Raw genomic sequence first — 17,643 nt, 5'->3', positions numbered from 1 at the left:
ATGGCCCCGCGTACGAACGACAGCGCATCGGAGAACGAGAACAGCAAGGTCACTGGTGCGGATGCCGCTGCCGCGGGGGTCGATGAGCGTGTTGCCGCAGTACGTCGGCTGAGTGCCGCGAGGCGGGCTGCCTTGCAGCCGGTCCGGCGTTTGAGGACGAGGCCCCTTCAGGGCCGAAGCGGGGGTCCGGGGGCGGCAGCCCCCAGGAAGGCCGGGGTCGAAGGGGCAGCGCCCCTGAAGGACGGGACGGGTAGGGGCGGCGGGGGCGAGGAACCCGGCGACGAGCGCATCGCCGCGGTACGCCGAACCGCCGCGGCCGCCCGCCGCCGACGCGCCCTTCACCTCGCCGGCTGCGTGACACTCCTGGCCGTGGCCCTCACCGCCGGCTCCATCGCCCTCGGCGCCGCACGTGACAACGCGGGCCAGAGCGTCGCCCCGGCATCCGCCGCACTCTCACCGGGCCTCCTCGCGAGCGGTGACCTCGACTCCGGCATCGCCTCCCTCCAGTCCCACCTCCGCGACCAGCCGAGGGACTTCGGCAGCTGGGCCACCCTGGGCCTGGCCTACGTCGAACAGGCCCGCACCAAGGGCGACCCCTCCCGCTACCCCCAGGCCGACAAGGCCTTCGAGCGGTCGCTGGCACTGCGAGCCGAGAACGACCAGGCCCTCGCCGGCCGCGCCGCCCTGGCCGCCGCCCGGCACGACTTCGAGAACGCCCTGAAGTACGCCGACCAGGCCCTGAAGGTGAACCCGTACAACGAACGCGCCCTCTGCTCCCGCGTCGACGCCCTGGTCGAACTCGGCCGCTACGCCGACGCGTCCAAGGCCGCCGACACCGCCGACGACCGCCGCCCGGGCATCCCGGTCTTCACCCGGTACGCCTACGTGCACGAGCTGCGCGGCGACGTCCGCACGGCCGAGCGGGTCCTGAACCGGGCGCTCTCCTCCGCCGTCGCGCCCGGCGACACCGCCTACGTCGCCACCCAGCTGGGCCAACTCGCCTGGAACCAGGGCGACTACGAGGCGGCCCTCACCCACTACGCCCGAGCCCTCGCGGCCGACGAGAACTACCTGCCCGCCCTCGAAGGCCGCGCCCGTGCCCAGGCCGCGAGCGGCGACCGGACCGGCGCCCTGAACGGTCTGCGCGACGTCGTCTCCCGCTACCCACTCCCCGGCCCCCTCGTGGAGCTCGGCGAGCTGTACGAGGCGGCCGGCGACAAGGTCAAGGCCGACGACCAGTACGCCCTGGTCGACGCCTGGACGGCACTCGCCCGCGCCAACGGCGTCAACGCCGACCTCGACACCGCCCTCGCGGCCGCCGACCACGGCGACAAGGCGTCCGCCCTGCGCGCCGCCCGCGCCGAGTTCAAGCGCCGCGAGACCGTGCACACCGCGGACGCCCTCGCCTGGGCGCTGCACGTCAACGGCAAGGACGAGGAGGCCCTGCCCTACGCCCGCAGGGCCACGGCGACCGGCTACCGCAGCGCCGCGTTCCTCTACCACCGCGGCGTCATCGAGCGCGCCACGGGCCACGCCGAGGACTCCCGCAGGCATCTGCGCGCCGCGCTGAAGCTGAACCCCGGTTTCTCACCGCTGGGCGCCCGGGAAGCCCGTACCGCGCTGAAGGACCTGGAGGCGGCCAAGTGACGCTCCGTCGGCTGTTCGCCTCCACCGCGGCCGTCCTCACGGCGGCCTGCGCGCTCGCGCTCGTCCCCTCCCCGCCCGCGAGCGCGCACCCCCTCGGCAACTTCACCGTCAACCGCTACGACGGCCTCGTCGCCGCCCCCGGCGAACTGCGCGTCCACCATGTCGAGGACCTCGCCGAGATCCCGGCGACCCAGGCCAAGCCCGACATCGAGAAGGCGGGCGTGACGCAGTGGGCCCGGCAGCGCTGCGAGAAGGCGGCGCGGGGCAGCGAGGTCACGGTGGACGGCCGTACCGTCGATCTGGCGCTGAACAGCAGCCACGCGCGCGTGCGGCCCGGTCAGGCGGGGCTGGACACCCTGCGCGTGGAGTGCCGGCTGACGGCGCCGCTCCCCGAGGGCGCCACCGACGCCGTCGCCGTCGGCTTCCGCGGCGCGGGCGCGCAGTCCGGCCCCGGCTGGCGGGAGGTCACCGCGCGGGGCGACCGTATGACGCTCACCGCCTCGGACGTGCCGAAGGAGTCGATCTCCGGGGAACTGACCAAGTACCCCGAGGAGTTGCTCTCCTCCCCCGCCGACACCAAGGCCGCGTCCCTGCGCGTACGCCCCGGCGGGCCCGCCCTCGCCGAGTCCGAGCAGGACACCCCGGCCTCCTCCGTGCTGCCGCGCGGCGCCGACCGCTGGACGCGTGCACTGGACAGCCTGGTCTCGCGCCAGGACCTCACCCTCGGCTTCGCCGCGCTCGCCCTGGTCATCGCGGTCTTCCTCGGCGCGATGCACGCGCTCGCCCCCGGCCACGGCAAGACCATCATGGCCGCGGTCGCGACGGCGCGCGGCGGCCGGGCGCGCATGAAGGACGTCATGCCGCTGGCCGCCTCGGTGACGGTCACCCACACGCTCGGCGTGGTCGCCCTGGGCCTCCTGGTCACGGCCGGCTCGGCGGCGGCACCCTCGGTGATCACCTGGCTGGGCATCGCCAGCGGCGCCCTGGTGATCGCGGCGGGCGCGACCCTCGTACGCCGGGCCTGGCACATGCGCAAGCACGGCCTCGGGCAGGGGCACGGACACGAGCACGGGCACGACCACTCGCACGGGCACGGGCACGGGCACGGGCACTCGCACGACCACGAGCACGACGCCCCGCACGGACACGATCACGACGATCACCCGCACCCCCATCCCCACGAGCACCCCCACGAGCCCGACCACACCCACGAACGCCAACCGGTCCTGGTCGCCGCCCACACCCACACCGCGACGGAACCCTCCGCACCCACAACGGCCCACTCACCCGCACACCACGACCACAGCCACAGCCACAGCCACCAGCACGACCACGATCACGACCGCCACCCCCACGGCCACACCCGCAAACACGGCCTGCTCACCCACACCCACGGCGGCTTCGAGCACAGCCACCCCACCGCCCCCACCCTCCGCGGCACGATCCTCCTCGGCTTCGCCGGTGGTCTCGTGCCCAGTCCCTCCGCGGTCGTCGTGCTCGTCGGCGCGGCGGCGCTCGGCAAGGCGTGGTTCGGGCTGCTGCTCGTCGTGGCGTACGGCGTCGGGCTGGCCCTGACCCTCACGGCGGCGGGCTTCGCGGTCGTCAAGCTGGGTTCGGGGGTGACCCGGGTGCTGGACAGGCGTCCCCGCTGGACCACGCACCCGGCCACGACCTTCCTGCGCAGGACCGCCCCGCTGGCGTCCGCGTGTCTCGTCGTACTGCTCGGGGCCGGATTGGTGTTCCAGGGGGCGGCATCCGTACTCGGCTGAGCTACTTTTGGGAAGAAATAGCACGGAGTGGAGATTTCGCACGCATGCGAATGGGGGACGTCCGTGTCCGAAGACCACGGCAGTGAACGTGTGATCGCGGGCCGCTACCGCCTCCTGTCCCCGCTCGGCGAGGGCGGCATGGGCACCGTGTGGCGGGCCCGTGACGAGGTGCTGCACCGTGAGGTGGCCGTCAAGGAGGTGCGCGCGCCGGCCGGGCTGCCGGCGGCGGAGGTCGAGCGGATGTACGCCCGGCTGGAGCGGGAGGCGTGGGCGGCGGCGCGGGTCGCCAACCGCAATGTCGTCACGGTGTACGACGTGGCCGCGCAGGACGGCCGCCCCTGGATCGTGATGGAGCTGGTCCGCGGTATCTCGCTGGCCGAACTGCTGGACGCCGAGGGCCCGTTGAGCCCGCAGCGCGCCGGGCACATCGGTGCCGAGGTGCTGGCGGCGCTGCGGGCCGCGCACGACGCCGGGGTGTTGCACCGGGACGTGAAGCCGGCCAATGTGCTGATGTCGAACGACGGCCGGGTGGTGCTCACCGACTTCGGGATCGCCATGGTCGAGGGCAGTTCGGCGCTGACGATGACCGGCGAGGTCATCGGTTCCCCGGAGTTCCTGGCCCCGGAGCGGGCGCTGGGCCGTACGCCCGGCCCGGAGTCCGACCTGTGGTCCCTCGGTGTGCTCCTCTACGCGGCCGTGGAGGGCAACTCCCCCTTCCGCCAGAACACCCCGCTGAGCACCCTGCGCGCGATCGTCGACGACGAGTTGCCGCCGCCGCACCGGGCCGGTCCGCTCACCCCGGTCATCGAGGGGCTGCTGCGCAAGGACCCGGCCGAGCGACTGTCGGCCGAGCGGGCCGAGCAGGACCTGCGGATCGTCGGCGCGGGTGGCACGCCGCGCGCGGACACCGTGCAGGCGACCCCGTACACCCCGACGATGGCGGCGTTCCCGGCGCCGGAGCGGACCGCCCCGACGGCCCCGGTCCCGGCGCCCACGCCGACCCGGCCCGTCACCCCCGCCTCCACCACGACTCCGGTCCGCCCCGACCGCAACCGGCGCGCCGCCGTCACCCTGATCGCCGGCATCGCCGTCCTGGCGCTGGCCGTGGCAGGGCTGACGTACGCCCTCCTCAACCGTGGGGACGACGGGGACCGCGGCGCGGGCGGTGAGAGCACCAACAGCCAGGTGAGCGACGGGACTTCGCCGACCAAGACCGAGGACGAGAACGCCGCGGGCGGGGCCGACAGCCCGACACCGAGCAAGAGCGAGAGTCGTACGACCGCTCCGGCGCCGCAGTCCGTGCGGGTGTCGCTGGCGGGGGCCAACACCGAGTACTCCGGCGCCTGTCCGCCGTCGAGCGGCCAGGCGCCCGCCTTCACGGCGACGTTCACGGTGGGGCGGCTGCCTGCGCAGGTCAGCTATCGCTGGGTGTCGAAGGACGGCGACGTCATGGACCAGGGCTGGAAGACCCTGTCGTTCCCGGAGGGCGGGGATCGCACCAGGCAGGACCGGGTGTTCCTGACGACGTACGACGAGAGTGGGACCTTCGAGAGCGAGATCAGTGTCGAGGTGCGCGACCCGGTGGAGACGAAGTCGAACTCGGTGCCGTTCTCGGTGACCTGTGAGACGGAGACCCCGACGGGCGGGGTCTCACCAACGCCTACCGAGTCGCCCAGCTCGTAGGAGAGCGGCGGGCGGTCAGGCCGCGCTGTTCAGCACCGGCAGATATCCACCCGACTGGCCCGCGGCCGTCGGGTGGTACGACTCCGGGATGTTGAGCCAGCTCACGGCGTGCATCCATGAGCTGCCGGAGCAGATCTCGTGCCCGGTGAAGGTGGGCCGCACGTCGCCGAAGGTGAACCCGTGGTCCAGGGCGCGCTTCTCGGTCGCCGCGTCGATGTGGTCGGCGGCCTCGTTGAGCGCCCTGCGCTTGGTCTCGGACAGGCCCAGGCAGCCGGAGGCACCCAGCTTGTAGAAGCGCGGGTAGCCGAGCACGACCACATGGGCGGAGGGAGCCTTGGCGCGGATGGCCGAGTAGACGGTGTCGAGCCGGCCGGGGAGCGTCGAGTCGACGAACGCCTTGGCGGTGTTGATCCGGGAGACGCAGGCGCTGTCGGACTGCAGGACGCAGGTCTGCATGATGTCGGCGAACCCCGCGTCGTTGCCGCCGATGGTGATGGAGACGAGGGCGGTGGAGGCGCTGAGCGGGCCGAGCTGACTGGCGGTCACATCACCCGTTTGAGCGCCCGAGCAAGCTGTGAAGTCGAACGACGAGGGTGAGTGCGCGGCGGCCCACAGGTAGGGGTAGGCCCTGGTGCTGCGCGAGCAGTCGCCGCTTGAGGCGAGGTAGCTGCCGGCGCCGAGGCCGGCGGAGTACGAGTCGCCGAGGGCCACGTACCCGCCGGTGGCGGCGGTGTCGGCGGCCTGTGCGGACGCGGCCCCGGTGAGGGCGGTGCCGACGGCGAGGAGGAGCGAGGCGACGTATACGGAAAGTCGGGAACGTCTCATGGAACCTCCCTATAGCAGGATCACTGCAATAACCGTCGTACCAACTACGCGTGTTGACCGGAAGTGTTCATGCCAAGACTTTTCCGGGCATCGCGGAGTCTGTTCCTGTCGGTTTGCTGTGCGGTTTGTTGCGTGTTCATGACAGGTCTGTTGACAGGTCGTCAACTCCCTTGTCGGTCACCGCAGGACCACAGATCCTTTACCTCGGCTTTGGAACGGGAACGCGACGTTCCGAGGCCGTGCCCGCGATCACGCGCGCACCCCCCACAGACGTGCGCCCCACCCAGGCGCGCGCCGCCAAGAGGAGGACTCCCTCGTAATGGCACAACTGCGTAGCAGGAAAATCCGGTTCGCCGCGATAACCAGCCTGGCGACCGCCGCCCTCGTGGGCGGGCTCACCTCCCTCCCCGCCCAGGCCGCCCCGGCCGAGGGCAAGGTCCTGGCCGCCGGCTCCCCCACGGCGATCAAGGACAGCTACATCGTCACCCTCAACAAGAGCGCGGGCCTCAAGGCCGCCTCGGCCTCGGGCAAGGACCTGGTCGAGGAGTACGGCGGCACGGTGAACAGGACGTTCACCAAGGCGCTCAACGGCTACACCGCCACCCTCTCCGCCGCCGAGGCCAGAAGACTCGCCGCCGACCCGGCGGTGGCCTCCGTCGAGCAGAACCAGAAGGTCCACCTGGCCGACACCACGCAGTCCAACGCCCCCTGGGGCCTGGACCGCATCGACCAGGCCGCACTGCCGCTGTCCGGCACTTACACCTACCCGGACAGCGCGGGCAGTGGTGTGACGGCATATGTGATCGACACCGGTGTGCGCATCACCCACCAGCAGATCAGCGGCCGTGCCAGCTACGGCTACGACGCCGTCGACGGCGACACCACCGCCTCCGACGGCAACGGCCACGGCACCCATGTGGCCACCACCATCGCGGGCTCGACCTACGGCGTCGCCAAGAAGGCGAAGATCGTGGCCGTGCGCGTGCTCGACAACGCGGGCTCCGGCACCACCGCGGGCGTGATCGCGGGCATCGACTGGGTGACCGACAACCACTCCGGCCCCTCGGTCGCCAACATGTCGCTCGGCGGCGGCGCCTCCAGCTCACTCGACACGGCGGTGCGCAACTCCATCGCCAGCGGCGTGACCTACGCGATCGCGGCCGGCAACAGCAGCGCCAACGCCTCCTCGTACTCCCCGGCCCGGGTCACCGAGGCGATCACCGTCGGCGCCACCACCAGCTCGGACGCCCGGGCCAGCTACTCGAACTACGGCTCGGTCCTGGACGTCTTCGCGCCCGGCTCCTCGATCACGGCCGGCTGGAACACCGGCGACACCGCGACGAACACCATCTCCGGTACGTCGATGGCGACCCCGCACGTCGCGGGCGCGGCCGCGGTCTACCTGGCGGGCCACACCTCCGCCACCCCGGCCGCGGTGGCCTCGGCGCTGACCTCCGGGGCCATCGCCAACGTGGTCACCAGCCCCGGCAGCGGCTCCCCGAACCGGCTGCTGAAGCTCGTGCCGTGACGCACCCCCGCACCATCTGAACCACCGGTCCCCGCAGACCCCACGCCTGCGGGGACCGGCTGCGCGCGGGCGCGAAACGAACAGATGTCAAGAGGCCTTTCGCATCTTGACGGCCGACGCGGCGCTGAGCCACATTGAAGCCCGGCATCCGGCGCTTCGGGGGGCAAAGTCGCCAATGCAGACCATACGTATCAAGACAGCTTCATCCAGAGCCGAGACTCAGGACACCGAGGGCGCGCGACCAGGACCGGGGAGGGACCTGACGCCGCTGCTCGCGGGTGCCGCGACGGCTGTGGGGGCGGTCGGCGCGGTCCTCGCGCTCGTCGACTCGGACTCGCCGCTGCGCGGCCCCTTCACCCTGTTCTTCCTGCTCGCGGCTCCGGCGACGGCGATCGCCGCCGCGCTGCGCGGGCTGGAACCCTTCGGCCGGGCCATCGCCGCGGTTGCGGGCGCGGTCGTCGTCAACATGCTGGTGACCCAGGGCATGCTGGCCGTGCACCAGTGGTCGGTACGCGGCGGGATCGTGGCGGTGACCGCGATCAGCGCTCTCATTCTCCTGCTGGTTCTGGTGCGGCGGCTGCGCGGCCGTACGACGCGAAGGCGGACTCCCTGACGTGGACATCAGCGTGTACCGCCCCGGGGAGCTCAGCTCCGCCGACCGGGCGGCGTGGACATCGATGCAGTCCAAGGCCCATCTGCAGGGCTCACCCGAGCTCGCCAACCCCTTCCTGTCGCCCGAGTTCGCGCTCGCCGTCGGCCGCTGCCGGCGCGGGGTGCGGATCGCGGTCGTGCGGGAGGGCGGCGAGCCGGCCGCGTTCTTCCCGTTCCAGCGGACGGCGACCGGTGTCGGCCGGGCCATCGGCCTCGGCGTCTCGGACGCCCAGGGCGTCGTGCACCGGCCCGGGTTCGGCTGGGACGCCCAGGAGCTGCTGAAGGCGTGCGGGCTCGCCGTGTGGGAGTTCGACCACCTGGTGGAGGGGCAGACGGCGTTCGCGGCGGAGGCCTCCAGCACCTACCCGTCCCCGGTCATGGACGTCGACCAGGGCTACGACGCCTATCTGGCCCAACTCCGCGCACACTCACCGAAGTTCACCCGGACCACGCTGGCCAAGGAGCGCAAGCTGGGCCGGGACCACGACGGGGTGCGCTATGTGCACGACGAGCGCGATCCGGCGGCCCTGCGCACCCTGATGGCATGGAAGTCCGCGCAGTACCGCAGGACGGGGCGCAGCGACCGGTTCGCGCACGAGTGGATCACCCGGCTGGTGCAGCAGCTGTTCCACACCCGCTCCGAGCCGTTCGCGGGGGTCCTGTCGGTGCTGTACGCGGACGGCAGGCCGATCGCCGGGCACTTCGGGCTGCGTACCGAGCGGGTACTGGCCTGCTGGTTCCCGGCGTACGACCCGGCGTTCTCGAAGTACTCGCCGGGTCTGGTGCTGCATCTGCGGATGGCCGAGGCGGCCGCAGCCGACGGCATCGGCCATCTCGACCTGGGCCGGGGCCAGAAGGAGTACAAGGACTCCCTGAAGACACGTGAGCTGACGGTGTCGGAGGGGTGGGTGACCAGGCGTCACCCGGTCGCGTTCGGGCATCGGGCACGCCGTGCCCCGGTCCGGGCGCTGCGCAACACCGTGCAGACGCGGCCGGAGCTCTTCGAACCGGCGGACCGGCTCCTCAAACGTATGGGGAAGATCCGTTCCGGACGTAGCTAACTCCGGTCAAACCAACAAAAACGTGGGGGCTCGTTCCAGCTCTTGCCATACAGGTGCAATCGTCAATACCGTCGTATATCTCACTCGCATCGGACGGTTGACCGCGGCTCTAGGGGAGGGCTCAAGGACCGCGACGGTCCCGACGCGAGGCGTGGTAGGGGGGTGCTCGGTGAAGGTGTCCGCACTTGCGACCGGGTCGTGCCGCGCGACCGGCTGCCGTTCTTCCGGTGGCCGGCCAGAAATGCCAGCTCACCACACGCGTACGGAGATCCGTTCCTCTGTGCCGTGAGTGAGAAGAACCCCCCTTTCGAACCGGACACATAGCCGGGCCGCCCAGGGGCGGGCGGTCCACCGGACGAGAGGGACCTGACTCATGAGTTCTGTGCTGCGCCCGGCGGTCGCGGACCAAGATCCGTCACCGCAGGGAAGGTACCGGCCCGTCTCCATGCACCTGGCCATCGCGCCGCCGGTGAGTGTGGTGATCCCGGCCATGAACGAGGCGGAGAACCTGCCGTACGTCTTCAAGACCCTGCCGGACTGGATACACGAAGTGGTCCTGGTCGACGGCAATTCCACCGACGACACCGTGGAGGTGGCCCGGGAGCTGTGGCCCGACGTGAAGGTCGTGCGGCAGCGTGGCAAGGGCAAGGGGGATGCCCTGATCACCGGGTTCGAGGCGGCCACCGGCGACATCATCGTGATGGTGGACGCAGACGGCTCGGCCGACGGCAACGAGATCCTGTCGTATGTCTCCGCGCTGCTCTCGGGCGCGGACTTCGCCAAGGGGTCCCGCTTCGCCAACGGCGGCGGCACCGACGACATGACGCCGATCCGCAAACTGGGCAACTGGGCGCTGTGCACGGCCGTCAACCGCAAGTTCGGCGCCCGCTACACCGATCTCTGCTACGGATACAACGCGTTCTGGCGGCACTGCCTGGACAAGATCGAACTCGACTGCACCGGCTTCGAGGTGGAGACCCTGATGAACATCCGGGTCGTCAAGGCGGGCCTGAAGGTGCAGGAGATACCCAGCCACGAGTACCTCCGTATCCACGGCACGAGCAATCTGCGGGCCGTGCGGGACGGGTTGAGGGTGCTCAAGGTGATCCTTAGAGAGCGCTCCAACCGGCGTGCCCTGCGCCGCCGCACCGCCGCGGCGCACTCCCCGACGCTCGACTCGGTTCGCCCGGTTCACCCGGCTCGCCCGGTTCACTCGGCTCACTCGGTCCGGGGAGAGGCGTCTTGAGCGGTCCCGACATCTCCGTCGTGATCTGCGTGTACACCGAGGACCGCTGGGAGGACATCCTCGCGGCGGTCTCCTCGGTGCGGGCGCAGGCGTATCCGGCACTGGAGACGCTGCTGGTCGTCGACCACAACGAGGCGCTCCTGGACCGGCTGACCAAGGAGTACAAGGAGTCCGACGAGAGCGCGACCGAGGTTCGGGTGCTCGCCAATGCGGGCCCCCGCGGCCTCTCCGCCGGCCGCAACACCGGCATCGCCGCCTCGTACGGCGAGGTCGTCGCGTTCCTCGACGACGACGCCGTGGCCGAGCGGGACTGGCTGGGGCACTTCGCCGCCGGGTACGCCGACCCTCGTGTGATGGCCGTCGGCGGGCGCACCGAGCCGGTCTGGGCGTCGGGGCGGCGGCCGGACTGGTTCCCGGAGGAGTTCGACTGGGTCGTCGGCTGCACCTACCGGGGGCTGCCGCAGGGACTGGTCGAGGTACGCAACGTCCTCGGCGGCAACGCCTCCTTCCGGCGCACCGCGTTCGACTTCGCGGGCGGTTTCGCCACCGGCATCGGGCGCGACGGCGACCGGTTGCCGCTGGGCTGCGAGGAGACGGAGCTGTGCATCCGGCTCACCCGCGCCCGGCCCGACGCGGTCCTGCTGATCGACGACCGCGCGGTGATCCACCACCGGGTACCGGGAGCGCGCGAGCGCTTCCGGTACTTCCGCACCCGCACCTACGCCGAGGGCCTGTCGAAGGCACTGGTGGCCCGAAGTGTGGGCGCCGACAAGGGACTTGAGTCCGAGCGCCGGTACACCACCCGGGTGCTGCCGGCCGGGGTGGCGCGCGGCGTCAGGGATGCCGTACTGGCCCGGCCCGGTGGTGCGGGGCGGGCGGGTGCGATCGTCGCGGGGGTGCTGACGGCGGCCGGTGGGTACGTCGTGGGGAGTGTCCGGGCGCGCCGGGGAGGCGCCACCTACTCGGTGGCGGGGCTCGCCGGGGAGACGGGCAGCGAGGAGGAACCGGGCATCGAGGGGGGAACGAGATGACCGACGCGCGTGTGCCGATCCTGATGTACCACGCCGTCTCCACTTCGCCGAACGACGCCACCCGTGATCTGTCGGTGGCGCCGGAGGCGTTCGCGGAACAGATGGCGCTGATCGGCGACCTGGGCCTCACGCCCGTGCGGACGGCCGACCTCGCGGCGCGCTGGCGTTCCGGCAAACCGCTGCCCGAGCGGCCGGTGCTGATCACTTTCGACGACGGCTACGAGGGCGTGCACCGGCACGCCCTGCCCGTGCTCGCCAAGCACGGCTTCGCGGCCACGGTGTTCGTCTCCACGGGCTGGCTGAAGGGCCCGCACGACATGGGCGGCGGCCTGGACACCATGCTCGACTGGGACCAGGTCCGCGAACTCGCCGAGGCGGACATCGAGATCGGCGGCCACAGCCACACGCACCCCCAGCTCGACCAGCTCCCGGACACCAGGCTGCGCTCCGAGCTGATCCTCTGCAAGGAGATCGTCTCGGATCTGCTCGGCACCGTCCCGGCCTCGTTCGCCTATCCGTACGGCTACTCCAGCCGCCGGGTGCGCGAGGCGGTCCGCGAGACCGGGTACGCGCAGGCGCTGGCCGTCAACAACGGCCTGGCGCGGCGCCGGCAGGGGCCGTACGCCCTCACCCGGCTCACCGTGCGCCGCACCACCGGCATCGAGGAGTTCGGGCAGATGGTCGAGGGCCGTGCCATCGCCCGCGCCTTCGCCCGGGACCGCGCCCTCACCAAGGGGTACGCCGTGGTCCGCAGAGCCCGACAGGTCCGCCGGAAGGCCATCCGTTCCCGTGTCTGACACGACGACCACGACCGAGCCCGCCTCGACCGACGCGACGGCGCCCGAGCAGTCGGGGCGCCGGCTTCGCCTGCCCGGCATGGGCGGGCCATCCGGGGGCAGCCAGCTGTTCCGCAATGCCTACGCCCTGATGATCAACACCGGCATATCCGCCGTGCTGGGGCTCGGCTTCTGGCTGGCCGCCGCCCGCTACTACTCCGATTCCGCGGTCGGTCAGGGTTCCGCCGCGATCGCCGCGATGAAGTTCCTCGCCGGGCTCACCGCGGTGGCGCTGACCGGCGCGCTGGCCCGGTTCATCCCGGTGGCGGGACGCAGCAGCGGCCGGCTCATCTTCCGGACGTACGCGGGCAGTTGTGTGATCGTGGCGCTGGCCGCGGGCCTCTTCCTGCTGACGCTGGACCTGTGGGGTCCGTCGTACCGGTTCCTGAACGGGGCGGCGGGCGGGCTCTTCTTCGTCGTGGCCGTCATCGCCTGGAACCTGCTCACGCTCCAGGACGGCGTGCTGACCGGGCTGCGCAGCGCGGTGTGGGTGCCGGTCGGCAACACCGTGTTCTCCGCGGTGAAGCTGGGGCTGCTAGTGGCGTTCGCGGTGGCGATCCCCACCGCCGGTGTGTTCGTGTCGTGGGTCGCCGCGATCGCCGTGTCGGTGCTGCCGCTGGGCTGGCTGGTGTTCCGGCGCCTGGTGCCACGCCATATGGAGGCGACCGAGGACCACGCCGCCCCGCCGTCTCTGAGGGAGGTCGGGAGATTCCTGGCGGGCGACTACACCGGCTCGCTGTTCTCGCTCGCCGTGGTCTACCTCGTCCCGGTGATCGTGGCCGCGCAGGTCTCCTCCGAGGACAACGCGTACTTCTACATCACGGCCACGATCGGCGGCACCGTCAATCTGCTCGCCATCAACATGGGCGCCTCCCTCACCGTGGAGGGCTCGCACGACCCGGGGCGGCTGGCCGCCAACACCCGGGCGGCGCTGAGGCGCATGGCGCGGATCATGGTGCCGGTCGCCGCGATCCTGTTCTTCGGGGCGCCCTGGATCCTCGGCGTGTTCGGCGCGGGCTACACGGACGCGGCGACCCCGCTGCTGCGCTGGTTCGCGGTGGGCGCGCTGCTGCGGGTCGTCATGGAGACGTACTTCGCGGTCCTGCGCGCCCAGAGCCGTACGGCCGGACTGGCGTGGCTGCAGGGCGTGTTGTGCGTCCTGGTGCTGGGCCTGACGTTGCTGCTGCTCCCCCGGATGGGCCTGACCGGCGCCGGTGTCGCCGAGATCGCGTCCCTCTCGGTGATCGTGGCGGTCGCCGCGCCGAAGCTGTACCGGACCGTGCGGGCGACCTCGGCCGAGGTCCCCGAGGACGCGGCCCCCGACGGTGACCTCGCCGACCTGGGGGCGCGCGAGGTACCCGAGGGGGTCCGCAGGCGCATGCCCGCATGGGCGCTCGACACCGACACCCTCGCCCTCGGCGTCCATGTCGACTTCGACCACCTGGAACGCCGTCCCGACGTCCGCCCGGGCCCGGGTACGCCGCCCACGGGCACCCCACCGGTCCGCCCGGAACAGCGGCCGACCTGGGCACGGGGGTCCGAGCTCGGGCTGCCGGTCGAGGTGGGGGTCCCCCCGCGCGAGCGAATTCGAGAGTGGGGGAGGGCGCCGGGCTCGGAGGCATCGATGGGGCCCGCCGAGGTGGACGCCCCGTTCGAGTCGGAGTTCGACGCGGGCAAGGCCGAGGAGTCCGCGGCGGAGGAGCCCATGGAGGCCGCCGTACCGGAGGAGGCCGTCGTACAGCCGGAGAATGCCGTACGGGGAGAGCCGCCCCTGCCCGAGGAGCCCGTACGGCAGCCCGGCGTGCCCGCGCCGACCTGGCGGGAGCGGCTGCTGCCCACCCGTCTCGGGGTGGTCCTCGGCTGTCTGCTGGTCGCCGCGCTGCTGCTGTACTGGGTGCCCGCGCTGCGGCTCGGCGAGGCCGACCTGGACGGGATGGGCGGGCTCGGGCTGATCTCCGTGCTGCCGCTGCCGACGCTGGTCGGGGCCGCGCTGCTGGCGGTGACGTTCGCCTCGCTGCTGTGGCTGGGCCGCGAGCACAGGGCGTTGCTGCTGGTCACCCTGCTGGCGACGGTCGTTTCGCTGCACTCCCTGCCCGCGCTGATCGAGACCGAGCCGCGGTTCGCGACGGCCTGGCAGCACCTCGGCTTCCTGGACTACATCGACCGCACCGGGTCGGCCGTGCCCGACCTGGACGCGCGTTGGAGCTGGCCGGGCTTCTTCGCGGCGGCCGCGTTCGTCGCGAAGGCGTGCGGGCTCGGCGACCTCACCGAGGTCATCCGCTGGTGGCCGCTCACCATGCAATTGCTGTACCTGGTGCCGATGTTCCTGCTGGTGCGCCATATGCGGGCGAGCTGGCGGGCCAAGTGGACCGGCATCTGGGTCTTCGTGCTCAGCGGCTGGGTCGGCCAGGACTACTTCTCCCCGCAGGGCTTCACGTATCTGCTGTACCTCGTCTTCGCGGCGATCCTGCTGGTCTGGTTCCGCGCCCCGCACGTGATCTGGACGAAGCGGCGGCCCGGCGAGGTCGAGGTCGAGCCGACGGACCGGCGGCAGCGGGGCGTGCTGCTGCTGGTCGTGACCGGGCTGTTCGCGGCGAGCGTCCCGGCCCACCAGCTCACGCCGTTCGTGATGCTGGGCGTGCTGACGGCGCTCGTCCTGATCGGCAAGTCCGAACTGCGCGGCCTGCCCATCCTGTTCGGCGTCATGGTGACGGTCTGGATCGGCTTCCTGGCCGAGCCGTACTGGTCCGGGCACTTCGACGAGCTCTTCGGCGGGGTCGGCGGGGTCGGCTCCAACGTGTCGTCGTCGGTGTCCGGCCGTATCGAGGGCGGCAGCTCCACCCACAAACTCGTCCTCTACACGCGTGTGCTGCTGGCCGGCTCGGTGATGGCCTTCGCCTGCTGGGGCTGGTGGCGCCGGCGCTTCCACCACTACCGGGAGCGCTCGCTGCTCGTCCTCACCTTCGTACCGTTCCTGGGCTTCGGCATGCAGTCCTACGGCGGTGAGATGGCGCTGCGCGTCTTCATGTTCGCCCTGCCCGGCGCCGCCCTGCTCACCGGTCTCGCCTTCTTCCCGCGCACCGGGGTCACCGCCAAGGAGCGCGACAAGGACAAGGTGAGCCTGGCCCCGCTGGCCGCGCTCATGGCGGGCCTGGTGCTGATGGGCGGGTTCCTGGTGGCCCGTTGGGGCAACGAGCCGTTCGAGCGGGTCAGGCCCGGCGAGGTCGCCGCCATGGAGTACGTGTACGCCCATGACGATCCGAGCCTCAGGCTGCTGTGGCTGAGCAGCGATCCGGTGAACGACGTGACACCGGCGATGCCGTGGGGCTCGCGGGACATGGAGAAGGTGTCGTACGTGCCGACGCAGGCGCCGGTCGATCCGGTGCTGGTGTCGGGCCTGGTGAAGGCGCTGAAGGACGCGGGCCCGAACTCGTATCTGATGATCAACCGGGGTCAGGTCACCTATCTCCGCCTGGACCTTGGCTACTCCGCGACCTGGGAGTCACGGCTGATCGAGAACCTCGACGAGCGGCGGGAGCTGAAGAAGGTCTTCGTCAACGCCGAGGTGACGATGTACGCGCTGAAGAAGCAGCCGGCCGGTGGGATCCCGAAGGCCGACCCCGGTCCGATCGGGCCGCAGGTGACCTGGACGCCGTGGTCGGTGGTCGGCGGGTTGGCGGCCGTCGCGCTGATCGTGCTGCTGATGGCCCGCGAGATCGTCCGGGTGGCGACAGCGCCCAGCGTGCGGCAACTGCGGTGGCTGCAGAGCAGCTTCTGGTTCTCGCTGCCGCTGCTGGCGGTGCTGCTGGCCTCGCTCGTGCAGCGGTTCCTGACGATCAAGTAGGGGATGGCGGAGGTGAAGTGGCTCAGCGCTTGAGCCACTTCACCTCGTACGCCTGAAGCACGACCTTCGCACCGTCGATCTTCGTGCTGGTCTGCCGGTCGAGGGTGTTCACCGCGAGGATCACCTTGTCCGTGGCCAGGACCCGGACGTCGGGACCGTCCACGGGCACCTCCTTGTACTCGGCGCCCGGCCGGAACTCCTTGCTGAACCGGGAGACCAGGTCGTACATCGGCAGCTTCTTCCCGCCGCTCGCGCTGTCGGTCGGCGTCCACAGACAGCCGGCGCACTCGGTGCCCTTCTCCTCCTCCGGGTTCCAGTAGAAGGCCGAGGAGGCGCCGCCCTTGGCCAACGCCATCATCCCGGCGGCCTGGACGGCGACGCGGCGGGTCTCGGACCAGCCCTTGCGGTCGTCGTTGCCGTCGGCGGGCTCGACGTAGTACTCCGCCCACCACAGCGGCAGATCGCCGGTCTGCTCGCGCACCCACCGGCTCACGGCCGTGAACTTGTCGGTGGCCGTGAACTCGTCGGGCAGGAGCTCGTCGTCACGGGTGTAGCTGGAGCCGTCCACGACTACGAAGTCGGCGCCCGCCTTGTGCTCGTTCCAGTACTCGAATGCGTCGACGGTGCGCTGGTCCAGGGCGCCCCAGGGGCCCTTCAGCGCCGCCGACGCCTCCTCCGCGCGCGGGTCGACGCTGTCCATCACGATGTACGGCCCGCCGACCATGATCTCCGGGTTGACCTTCTTCAACGCCTTGTAGACCAGGTTGTACAGCTTGGTGTAGCCCTCGTAGTCCCAGCGGCCCTCGGCGTCGTTCCAGAAACCCTTGGCCTCGTTCCAGACGATGAAGTGCCGTACGTCCGGGTAGCGCTTGGCGACGGTCACCGCGAGCGCGGCGAAGTCCTCGAAGTGTTCGGGCTCGGGTGCCGTCTCCAAGGCGCCCTGGCTCCAGTCGGTGTGGTCGACACCGGCCTCGCCGCCCTTCATCCAGTCCGGGGCGCAGCACAGGGTGACGACCGGGGTGCTGCCGGAGGCGCGGATGAAGTCGATACGGCGGTCCATCGCGTCGAAGTCGTAACGCCCCCTGACCGGCTCGGGATTGTCGGCGCCCCAGCCCATGATGTGCTGGATCTGGGGCATCCCGCCGGCGTCCGCGAGCCGTCCCTCGACGCGCTCGACCGCGGCCGGGGTGCCCTCGTCCGCGCTGTTCTGCGTGTGCGTGAAGCCCCAGCCGACATCCGGATTCGTCGCGTCCGGCGTGGCGCTCGGGGTGCCGTGCGGCCGGTCCCCGTCCCGTGAGGTGCCGTCGGTGTTCACGCCGTTCCCCGGAAGCGTGTTGAGGAGGGTCACGATCAGCGCCAGAGCCGCCGCGCCCACGCCGAGCAGTGCGGTGAGCCGCCACCGCCGCGCCCCCGAATTCCACCCATGACGTCCCATCAAGGACAACGGTAACGGCGGTGTCGGCGGCTCGGGCGGCTTTCGTCGTACACGGTCGTGTAACAGGACTGAGGGGCACGGCGAAAG

Annotated in this window: 12 protein-coding genes; 10 read left to right on the top strand and 2 right to left on the bottom strand. The window is 71.4% G+C overall.

The genetic code is table 11. The annotated features are described in order from the left end of the window. The 3 genes from POF73_RS18430 to POF73_RS18420 all read left to right on the top strand — a co-directional run bounded on the left by POF73_RS18430 (position 1) and on the right by POF73_RS18420 (position 5,099). On the top strand, positions 1–1,647 hold the full coding sequence (locus POF73_RS18430; protein ID WP_272116572.1) for a tetratricopeptide repeat protein: 1,647 nt from the start codon (positions 1–3) through the stop codon (positions 1,645–1,647). After that, a complete protein-coding gene (locus POF73_RS18425; protein WP_272116569.1) occupies positions 1,644–3,416 on the top strand; it encodes a nickel transporter in 1,773 nt (590 codons plus the stop codon). Before POF73_RS18430 ends, POF73_RS18425 begins: the two co-directional genes overlap by 4 nt. Positions 3,417–3,479: 63 nt before the next feature. After that, positions 3,480–5,099 (top strand): serine/threonine-protein kinase, encoded by a 1,620-nt coding sequence (locus POF73_RS18420; RefSeq protein ID WP_272116567.1) that lies wholly within the window; start codon positions 3,480–3,482, stop codon positions 5,097–5,099. A 15-nt stretch (positions 5,100–5,114) separates the two neighbouring features. Here POF73_RS18420 and POF73_RS18415 read toward each other — a convergent pair whose 3' ends face one another. Continuing rightward, a complete protein-coding gene (locus tag POF73_RS18415; RefSeq protein WP_272116565.1) occupies positions 5,115–5,924 on the bottom strand; it encodes an SGNH/GDSL hydrolase family protein in 810 nt (269 codons plus the stop codon). A gap of 319 nt (positions 5,925–6,243) precedes the next feature. Between POF73_RS18415 and POF73_RS18410 the strand changes: the two genes are divergently transcribed. The 7 genes from POF73_RS18410 (at position 6,244) to POF73_RS18380 (ending at position 16,121) form a co-directional block, all read left to right on the top strand. Beyond that, on the top strand, positions 6,244–7,452 hold the full coding sequence (locus tag POF73_RS18410; RefSeq protein WP_272116563.1) for a S8 family peptidase: 1,209 nt from the start codon (positions 6,244–6,246) through the stop codon (positions 7,450–7,452). 175 nt (positions 7,453–7,627) lie between these two features. Then, positions 7,628–8,065 (top strand): hypothetical protein, encoded by a 438-nt coding sequence (locus POF73_RS18405; RefSeq protein ID WP_272116561.1) that lies wholly within the window; start codon positions 7,628–7,630, stop codon positions 8,063–8,065. Between the two features lies 1 nt (position 8,066). Further along, on the top strand, positions 8,067–9,164 hold the full coding sequence (locus POF73_RS18400) for a GNAT family N-acetyltransferase (RefSeq protein ID WP_272116559.1): 1,098 nt from the start codon (positions 8,067–8,069) through the stop codon (positions 9,162–9,164). A gap of 373 nt (positions 9,165–9,537) precedes the next feature. Further along, positions 9,538–10,410 (top strand): glycosyltransferase family 2 protein, encoded by an 873-nt coding sequence (locus tag POF73_RS18395; RefSeq protein WP_272116557.1) that lies wholly within the window; start codon positions 9,538–9,540, stop codon positions 10,408–10,410. Next, positions 10,407–11,441 (top strand): glycosyltransferase family 2 protein, encoded by a 1,035-nt coding sequence (locus tag POF73_RS18390; RefSeq protein WP_272116555.1) that lies wholly within the window; start codon positions 10,407–10,409, stop codon positions 11,439–11,441. Before POF73_RS18395 ends, POF73_RS18390 begins: the two co-directional genes overlap by 4 nt. Beyond that, positions 11,438–12,238, top strand: a complete 801-nt coding sequence (locus tag POF73_RS18385; protein WP_272116553.1) for a polysaccharide deacetylase family protein — start codon at positions 11,438–11,440, stop codon at positions 12,236–12,238. Before POF73_RS18390 ends, POF73_RS18385 begins: the two co-directional genes overlap by 4 nt. Further along, entirely contained in the window at positions 12,231–16,121 is a 3,891-nt protein-coding gene (locus tag POF73_RS18380; RefSeq protein WP_272116550.1) for a lipopolysaccharide biosynthesis protein, read from the top strand. The genes POF73_RS18385 and POF73_RS18380 overlap by 8 nt, the downstream gene beginning before the upstream one ends. A gap of 22 nt (positions 16,122–16,143) precedes the next feature. On the opposite strand, the gene POF73_RS18375 is transcribed toward POF73_RS18380, so the two are convergent. After that, positions 16,144–17,556 (bottom strand): GH39 family glycosyl hydrolase, encoded by a 1,413-nt coding sequence (locus POF73_RS18375; protein ID WP_272116548.1) that lies wholly within the window; start codon positions 17,554–17,556, stop codon positions 16,144–16,146. Between the last annotated feature and the right edge of the window lie 87 nt (positions 17,557–17,643).

It is taken from the genome of Streptomyces sp. HD (assembly GCF_028369295.1).
In the GTDB taxonomy this organism is placed as follows: Bacteria; Actinomycetota; Actinomycetes; order Streptomycetales; family Streptomycetaceae; genus Streptomyces.
Note: the sequence above shows the minus strand (reverse complement) of the source record. Positions and strands in the feature narration are given on the sequence as shown.